Source organism: Streptomyces sp. NPDC025806 (genome assembly GCF_055558275.1).
Genome location: NZ_JBVHMU010000021.1, coordinates 109,250 through 117,403, shown reverse-complemented (window position 1 = coordinate 117,403; position 8,154 = coordinate 109,250). Strand labels below are relative to the sequence as shown.

Here is an 8,154-nt window from a genome sequence, read left to right as displayed (position 1 = left end):
CCGTCCGGGTCGGGCAAGTCGACGTTCCTGCGGTGCATCAACCACCTGGAGAAGATCAACGGCGGCCGGCTCTACGTCGACGGCGAACTGGTCGGCTACCGCCAGCAGGGCGACAAGCTCTACGAGCTGCGCGACAGGGAAGTCGCGTTGAAGCGGCGGGACATCGGCATGGTGTTCCAGCGGTTCAACCTCTTCCCCCACATGACGGCGCTGGAGAACGTCATGGAGGCGCCGGTCCAGGTCAAGAAGCAGTCGAGGTCCGCGGCGCGGACCCGGGCGGCGGAGCTGCTTGAGCGGGTCGGTCTCGCGGACAAGGCGAAGAACTATCCCTCCCAGCTGTCGGGCGGGCAGCAGCAGCGCGTCGCGATCGCCCGGGCGCTGGCGATGGACCCCAAGCTGATGCTGTTCGACGAGCCGACCTCGGCCCTCGACCCGGAGCTGGTCGGTGACGTCCTCGACGTCATGCGCGACCTCGCCGAGTCGGGCATGACGATGATCGTCGTCACCCACGAGATGGGTTTCGCCCGCGAGGTCGGTGACAGCCTCGTCTTCATGGACGGCGGCGTCGTCGTCGAGTCCGGCCACCCCCGCGACGTCCTCACCAACCCGCAACACGACCGCACCAAGTCCTTCCTCTCGAAGGTGCTCTAGCCTCCGGCGGTCAGCGGGACACAAGGGGGCCCCGGGGTTTCGACCCCGGGCCCCCCCTTTTTTGTTGTTCGTTGTCTGCGGGCCGGTGGGGGCTGGTCGCGCAGTTCCCCGCGCCCCTGGAAGGCATGCGGCTTCGCCGCGCCTTCCCCCGACAAAAGGTGCCCCGCGCCTTGATCGGGGAAATGCGACCCGAAGGGTCTGCATTTCAGGGGCGCGGGGAACTGCGCGAGAAGCCCCACCGGACCCGCACCCGAAAACCCGGCACCCCCCTTCGCCGAGCCGCCTACTGGACGAACGGCAGGAAGAGGTCCGCCGTCGCCTCCGCGTGGACCGTGAATTGCTCCCGCGCCCGCACCGGATCACCGCGCTCGATCGCCCCCACGAGGGCCCGGTGCAGCTGGTCGGGGGTGCTGCGGGCCTCCACCCCGCCCGGATCCTCCGCCAAGAGCCGCGTGAGCTCGTCCTGGATGCCCTGCTCGGCCTCCATCAGCCGCCGGGAGCCGGAGAGTTCGGCGATGTGGAGGTGGAGCCCGGCGTCCAGCGTGCGATAGGCCTCCGCGTCCGCGACTGCCTCGTCCGTCGCGGTCTCGAGCTCGCGCAGCCGCGCGAGACCCGCCTCGGAGGCACGCCGTGCCGCCCGGGCCGACGCCTCCCCGGACACGGCGATCCGCCAGGCCGTCAGCTCCTCGATGTCGGCCTGCGTGTACGGGTGCAGAGCCGTCAACTCCCTGATCCTGGTGAGGACTTCGGGGACCACGTACGTACCGGCGCGGTGTCCGCGCCGGGTCTCGATCAGCCCGTCCTCCCGCAGCACCGCCATGGCGTGCCGCATCGTCATCACGGCCACCCCGAACATCTCGGCAAGGGCCTTCTCCGGCGGGAAGCGATCACCGCCGACGAGGATCCGCGCGCCGATCAGCTCGTTGAGCCGCCGCGCGACGGCCTCCGCCGCTCCCGCCGAACGCACCGGCGCGATGTGTTGTGCCCAGCCCTTGTCGTCCATGAAACCTATCCTCTAGATTTCGCATCTCTACCGCAAGTTGCGATCAGCAGGAGAGCCTATGAGCACGACTGAGCCCGCGGCACCGGCACCCCTCGTCGGCATACCCGTACGCCTGAGCGACGCCGCCGCACCCGGCGCCGACCAGCGCGTTCTCGAGGCCAACCGCATCTTCGACGACATCGTCGACCTGATCCGCGCCGCGGGCGCCGAGCCCGTCCTGCTGCGGCCGGCGGAGGACGGCGACCCGGTCGAAGCCGAGCTCGCGGCCTGTCGCGGCTTCGTCGTGCCGGGCGGCGGCGACGTCGACCCGGCCCTGTACGGAGCCGACCCGGAGCACCCCGCGCTGTACGACGTGAATCCCGCGCAGGACCGGCTCGACACGGCCGTGATCCGGTACGCCCTGGACGCCCGGCGCCCGCTGCTCGGCATCTGCCGCGGCATGCAGCTGCTCAACGTGCTGCGCGGCGGCACCCTCCACCTCGACCTGCCGAAGACCTCCGTCGCGCACGAGCCGGACGCGGGCCACGACTGGGCCGTGCACGACGTCGCACTGTCGCCGGGCAGCGCGGTGGCCGAGGTGTTCGGGTGCGACCGGATGCCCGTGTCGTCGGGTCACCACCAGGCGGTCGACCGGGTGGGCGACGGACTGCGGGTGTCGGCCCGCGCCGACGACGGCTGCGTGGAGAGCGTCGAGGCCGGGGACGACGCGGCATGGACCGTCGGCGTCCAGTGGCACCCCGAGGCGTTCGTCCCGCGCGACGAGCTGCGACTGCCGTTGTTCCGGCGCGCTGTGGGAGCAGATGCAGGCCACGCCGCGGACGGGGGTCCGGTCATGAAGGAGGAGCGCGGAGTCTGCGCGGCCGCCACATCACCATGATCAGCATCGGCGGTGCCGTCGGCGCGGGACTCTTCGTCGGCTCGGGCGTGAGCATTCAGCAGGCGGGGCCGGGCATCCTGATCGCGTACGCCGTGACGGCCGCCGTCGTCATCCTGATCATGCGGATGCTGGCCGAGATGTCGATGCCGCGGCCGGACACCGGCGCCTTCGCCGTGTACGGCCGGCTGGCGTTCGGCCGCTGGGCCGGGTTCGCGAGCGGCTGGCTGTACTGGGTCGGCTGGCCTCTGGGGTTGTGCGTCGAAGCGATCGCGCTGGCCCAGATCGTGCACGGCTGGCTGCCGGCCCTGCCGGTCTGGCTCACCGCCCTCGCCGTGGTCGCCCTCGTGAGCGCGGTCAACCTGACCTCCGTACGCGCCTACGGCGAGATGGAGTTCTGGGTCGTCTGGATCAAGGTCGCGGTGATCGCCCTGTTCATCGCGGTCGGCCTCGTCGCGGTCGCGGGCCTGCTGCCCGGCACGCCCGCACCCGGAGCGGGGAACCTGGTGGACCACGGCGGCTTCCTGCCGATGGGGCTCAGCGGAGTCGTCATCGCCACTTCGGGCGCCATGTTCTCGTTCTCCGGCACCGAGATCGTGACCATCGCCGCGGGCGAGGCCGAGGACGCCGCGGCCGCCATCCGCAAGAGCACCCGCACGATCCTGGTGCGCGTCACCGTCTTCTACCTCGGCTCGCTGTCCGTGGTCGTCCTGCTCCTGCCGTGGAACAGCGCCGCCGTCGGCGAGAGCCCGTTCGCCGCCACCCTCAGTCATCTCGGCCTGGACGGCGCGTCGACCCTCCTGAACATCGTGCTGTTCGCCGCCCTGCTGTCCACGATGAACTCCCAGCTCTACGCGAGCTCCAGGATGCTCTTCGCGCTGGCCCGGGACCACGACGCGCCGGGCTGCCTCGCGCGCGTCTCGCGGCGCGGGGTGCCGTACACGGCGATTCTGCTCACCGTGGCGGTCGCGGTGCTCTGCCTCCTGCTCCAGGTGTTCCATCCGACGACGGCCTTCACCCGGCTCGTGAACATCACCGGCGACACCGTCTACATCACCTGGATCGGCATCGCGGCCTCGCATCTCGTCCTGGGCCGGCACGACCGCACCGCCGGGCGCCGCCCCGCGGCCGGCACCGGGGTCTGGCTCTTCCCGTGGCTCACCTGGGTGACCCTGATCGTGCTCGTCGCACTGTACGCGGTGATGATCTCCCTGCCGGACGCGCGTGAGGACGCGGTGCTGGCCCTGGGATTCACCGTGGTCATCGCTCTCGTGGGCCTGTGGCTGCAAGGGCGCCGGCCGGTCCCCGGTCAGGAGGAGCCATCGGCGTAGCCGTAGCGCTTTGCATGGGTCCCGCTCCTCCATCAACTCGCTGAATATTCAGCCGAGTTTATGGAGGCATGGCGCTAGCCTCACCGGCTATGAAGGAGCGCCGTCAGAAGAAGCTGTCCCGTCGCCTGTTCGTGGCGATCCTGTCCGGGGACGCCCCGAGCGTGCGGGCCCTGTTGGACAGGGGAGCGGACCCCGAGCGGCGGGACAGTGACGGGATGACTCCGCTGTATCTGGCGGCTGTGCAGGGCGAGGCCGTGGTGGCCCGGCTGCTGCTGCGGGCCGGCGCGCACCCCGACACCGAGGGCGCCGGACTCGGGTCCGAGGGCACCCCGCTGTGCGCGGCCGCGTGCTGGGGACACGGCGACACCGTCCGCGTACTGCTGGCGCACGGTGCCGACCCCGGCCTGCGCGAGGACCAGGGCGCGGGCCTGTCCCCCTTGGAGTGGGCGGACCACGGACCGCACCCCGTCACGGCCGAGTTGCTCCGGGAGGCCGGGGCCGGAGGCTCAGCTCTCCAGGAGTGACATGGCCGCGTTGTGGCCGGGGATGCCGCTGACGCCGCCACCGCGGACGGCGCCCGCCCCGCACAGCAGGACGTTCGGGTGGGTGGTCTCCACGCCCCAGCGGCCGGTGCCCTCGGTGGCGTAGGGGAACGACAGGTCGCGGTGGAAGATGTGGCCGGCTGGCAGCCCCAGGTCCGTTTCGAGGTCCAGCGGTGTCTTGGCCTCGATGCACGGGCGGCCGTCGGCGTCGACCGCGAGGCAGTCCGCGATCGGCTCGTCCAGTACGGCGTCCAGCGAGGCCAGCGTGGCGCGCAGGGCCGCCTCGCGCGCCGCGTCCCGGTCGCCGGCGAAGAGCCGGGCCGGCATGTGCAGGCCGAACAGGGTCAGGGTGTGGAACCCGCGGTCCACCAGGTCGGGGCCGAGGATCGACGGGTCGGTGAGGGAGTGGCAGTAGATCTCGGACGGGGCCGTGCCCGGGATGCGCCCCGCGGCGGCCTCGCGGTAGGCCGCCTCCAGCTCGCTGTACGACTCGGCGATGTGGAACGTGCCGGCGAAGGCGTCCCGCGGGTCCACGGCGCGGTCGCGCAGGCGCGGGAGGCGGCGCAGCAGCATGTTGACCTTCAACTGCGCGCCTTCGGGGGCGGGTTGGGCCGGGTCGGGCGTGTCGCCGAGGAGGCGGGCGAGGGTGGAGGGGGCGACGTTGGCCAGGACCGAACCGGCGGCGACGCGCCCCTCTGTCTCCGGGGACCGGTAGCGCACCTCGGCGCCGGCGCCGGCCGTGTCGATGCCCAGGGCGTCGTGGCCGACGACGATCTCGGCTCCGGCCGCGCGGGCGGCGTCCGCGAGCGCGCCGGTGAGCGCGCCCATGCCGCCGACGGGGACGTCCCAGTCTCCGGTGCCGTTCCCGATCACGTGGTAGAGGAAGCAGCGGTTCTGCAGCAGGGACGCGTCGTGGGCGTGCGTGAACGTGCCGATCAGCGCGTCGGTGAGCACGACGCCCCGCACCAGGTCGTTCTCGAACCGTGCCTCGATCGCCTCGCCCAGCGGACGCTCGAACAGCGCCTCCCAGGCCTCCTTGTCGTCGACGATCCGCTCCAGTTCGGCGCGGCTGGGCAGTGGCCCGGTCAGCGTCGGGAAGACCCGCTTCGCGACCCGCTCGGTCATCGCGTAGAACCGCTGCCAGGCTTCGAAGTCCCGGTCGGAGCCGGTGAGCCGCCGGAACGACTCACGGGTGCGGGCCTCGTCGTTCTGCACGAGCAGTCCGGTCGGCTGTCCGTCCACGAGGGCCGGGGTGTACGAGGAGATGCGGCGCTGCCGCGTCCGGAAGCGCAGCGCGAGATCCTCGACGATCCGGTGGGGGAGCAGGCTGACCAGGTACGAGTACCGGGAGAGCCGCGCGTCCAGGCCCTTGAACGCCTGGGCGGACACGGCGGCGCCGCCGACGTGGTCCTGGCGTTCCAGCACGAGGACGCTGCGCCCGGCGCGGGCGAGGTAGGCGGCGGCCACCAGACCGTTGTGCCCACCGCCGACGATCACGACGTCGTACGAGGAACGGGCCGGACGGGAGGGGGCGGGGGAAGCGGAAGCGGCGGAGTGCACAAGGGCTCCAGAGGGTGAGGCGGAGTGGCGGGGGAGGCGCGCACACTCGCTCCCCGGGACACGGTTCCCCGGCCTGCGGAAAGGAAAGCAGGCCAGACGCACCCTGGAATCGCAGGGGAAAAGGGAAACGGCCGCCGGAGAGCGAGCGGATCTACAGCCCGGTCTGCCAGTGCGGCTCAGGAATGACGGGGCACAGGACCGCGTACAGCCGCACCATCACCGATCCCGGTGCGGGCGTCATGTCGCAGGTCCGTCGCGTGGTCACCGGAATTTTCTAACACGGGGCCCAGGGCCGGGCAATACCGCGACCACGTACCGGACTTACGCCTCCGCCACACCGATGGCGCCTGGTCCGGGAGGCTCCCGGGCTGCGCGTCCCGCGTCCCCGGCGCACGCTGGAGGCAGGGCGCGGCGGTCCGCGGCACGCGTAACCGCGCGCCGGCGGGGCAGGCGGGTCTCTACCGACGATGCGAGGTCGACATGAGTTCTGAGGAAATCCACGAGCGCCTCCAGCACATGCGCGAGAAGGCCGACAAGCTCCACGAATCGGCGGAACGGGCCAGTGACCCGAAGGAGCGCGAGCGCCTGGAGGAGAAGTCCCGCAAGCTCCGCTCCCGCACCGAACAGGAGAGCGCCATGCGCAGCGGGGACATCTACCCCATGGAGTGAGCCCCCGACGCCTCAGATGACCCGACGACTGGAGCAAGGGCCAAACTTCACCCAGCGTCCGGAGACCCCTTCCCTGGGTGACGGGTACAACGACATAGTTGCGGCCGAGCGGAATTCGTATTCCGTACTTCGGAAGTTCTTGCGCATCTGGAGAGTCGCACATGTCGAACACCGGTCCGTCCCCGGCCCGACGTATCGCGCGTTTCCTGCGGAAGTCACTGTTCGCCCAGGTCGCCGGAGCCCTCGTGCTCGGTGTCCTGGTCGGGCGACTGTGGCCGCACGCGGGCACCGCTGTCCAACCCCTCGGTGACGGCTTCGTCCGTCTGATCAAGGCGATGATCTCGCCGCTCGTCTTCTGTGTGGTCGTCGCGGGCATCACCAAGGCGGGCGACCTGAAGGCCTTCGGCCGCATCGGTCTCAAGGCCCTCATCTGGTTCGAGGCGGCCACCACGATCGCCCTCGTCGTGGGCCTCGTCGCCGGCAACGTCGTCCGCCCCGGCGCGGGCATGAACGTCGACCCGTCCACGCTCGACGCCTCCGCCGTCGACGACAAGACGGGCGGCGGGTCCCTGCCGTCCACCAGCGAGTTCGTCCTGCACTCGCTGCCCGACAGCGCCATCGGCGCCTTCGCCGAGAACTCGCTGCTGCAAGTGCTGGTGCTCGCCTGCCTGGTCGGCGCGGCGCTCCTCCACCTGGGCAGCACCCGCGTCCCCGCGATCCTCCCGGCCATAGAACAGGCCCAGGACGTCGTCTTCGCCATCGTCGGCTTCATCATGAAGCTCGCCCCGCTCGCCGTGTTCGGCGCGACCGCCCACCTGGTCGGCGAGTACGGCATCAGCGCGATGACGACCTACGGGAAGCTCATCGCCGTCTGCTACGGCGTCGCCCTCGCCTTCCTGATCCTCCTCGGCGTCGCCCTCAAGGCCCTCACCGGCGTCAGCCTCTGGAAGTTCGTCCGCTACACCCGCGAGGAGATGCTGCTCGCGCTCGGCACCGCCTCCAGCGAGTCCGTCATGCCGCGCATGATGCAGAAGCTGCGCCAGGCCGGCTGCCGCGAGGACGCCGTGGGGCTCGTCCTGCCGACCGGCTACTCCTTCAACCTCGACGGCGCCTCCATCTACCTCTCCGTCGGCACCCTGTTCATCGCCCAGGCCGTCGGCGTCGACCTGACGCTCGGTCAACAGATCACCGTGGTCCTGGTGTTGATGCTCACGAGCAAGGGCATGGCGGGAGTCCCCGGCTCGGCCTTCCTCGCCCTGTCCGCGACCGCCGCCGCGCTCGGGGTCATCCCGGCCGGGGCCGTGGCGCTGCTCCTCGGCGTCGACCGCATCATGGACTCGATGCGCGTCGCCACGAACCTGCTCGGCAACTGCGTCGCCGTCTTCGTGGTGTCGAAGTGGGAGGGCGTGTTCGACAAGGTCCGCATGACGAAGGTCCTCGGCGGCGAGATCCCGTTCGTCCCCGAGGGGGAGCGGGTCGGCGCCGCGGCGCAGCCCGCCGACCCGAAGCAGATCTCCGGCTGAC

General features: G+C 71.2%; 8 protein-coding genes. 6 read left to right on the top strand and 2 right to left on the bottom strand.

The features are described 5' to 3' along the window. The coding region (locus ACZ4E1_RS34645) for an amino acid ABC transporter ATP-binding protein (RefSeq protein ID WP_467546997.1) at nucleotides 1-651 on the top strand (651 nt) is incomplete at its 5' end. Nucleotides 652-934: 283 nt separating this feature from the next. Here the strand turns inward: ACZ4E1_RS34645 and ACZ4E1_RS34640 are convergent. Beyond that, nucleotides 935-1,654: a FadR/GntR family transcriptional regulator gene (locus tag ACZ4E1_RS34640; protein WP_467546995.1), complete on the bottom strand. Its 720-nt coding sequence runs from the start codon at nucleotides 1,652-1,654 to the stop codon at nucleotides 935-937. Between the two features lie 58 nt (nucleotides 1,655-1,712). On the opposite strand from ACZ4E1_RS34640, the gene ACZ4E1_RS34635 reads away from it, so the two are divergent. The 3 genes from ACZ4E1_RS34635 (at nucleotide 1,713) to ACZ4E1_RS34625 (ending at nucleotide 4,383) form a co-directional block, all read left to right on the top strand. Continuing rightward, nucleotides 1,713-2,531, top strand: coding sequence for a gamma-glutamyl-gamma-aminobutyrate hydrolase family protein (locus ACZ4E1_RS34635; RefSeq protein ID WP_467546994.1), 819 nt, complete (start codon nucleotides 1,713-1,715; stop codon nucleotides 2,529-2,531). Next, nucleotides 2,528-3,859 (top strand): amino acid permease, encoded by a 1,332-nt coding sequence (locus ACZ4E1_RS34630; RefSeq protein ID WP_467546992.1) that lies wholly within the window; start codon nucleotides 2,528-2,530, stop codon nucleotides 3,857-3,859. Before ACZ4E1_RS34635 ends, ACZ4E1_RS34630 begins: the two co-directional genes overlap by 4 nt. Before the next feature lie 89 nt (nucleotides 3,860-3,948). Continuing rightward, nucleotides 3,949-4,383, top strand: a complete 435-nt coding sequence (locus tag ACZ4E1_RS34625) for an ankyrin repeat domain-containing protein (protein ID WP_467546990.1) — start codon at nucleotides 3,949-3,951, stop codon at nucleotides 4,381-4,383. Here the strand turns inward: ACZ4E1_RS34625 and ACZ4E1_RS34620 are convergent. Further along, nucleotides 4,366-5,961 carry a phytoene desaturase family protein gene (locus tag ACZ4E1_RS34620; protein WP_467546988.1) on the bottom strand — a complete coding sequence of 532 codons (1,596 nt, stop codon included), beginning with the start codon at nucleotides 5,959-5,961 and terminating at the stop codon, nucleotides 4,366-4,368. The genes ACZ4E1_RS34625 and ACZ4E1_RS34620 overlap by 18 nt on opposite strands. A 480-nt stretch (nucleotides 5,962-6,441) precedes the next feature. On the opposite strand from ACZ4E1_RS34620, the gene ACZ4E1_RS34615 reads away from it, so the two are divergent. Both ACZ4E1_RS34615 and ACZ4E1_RS34610 read left to right on the top strand, forming a co-directional pair. Then, nucleotides 6,442-6,630, top strand: coding sequence for a DUF6381 family protein (locus ACZ4E1_RS34615; RefSeq protein ID WP_467546986.1), 189 nt, complete (start codon nucleotides 6,442-6,444; stop codon nucleotides 6,628-6,630). A 161-nt stretch (nucleotides 6,631-6,791) separates the two neighbouring features. Beyond that, nucleotides 6,792-8,153, top strand: coding sequence for a cation:dicarboxylate symporter family transporter (locus tag ACZ4E1_RS34610; RefSeq protein ID WP_467546984.1), 1,362 nt, complete (start codon nucleotides 6,792-6,794; stop codon nucleotides 8,151-8,153). The last annotated feature ends 1 nt before the right edge of the window (nucleotide 8,154 follow it).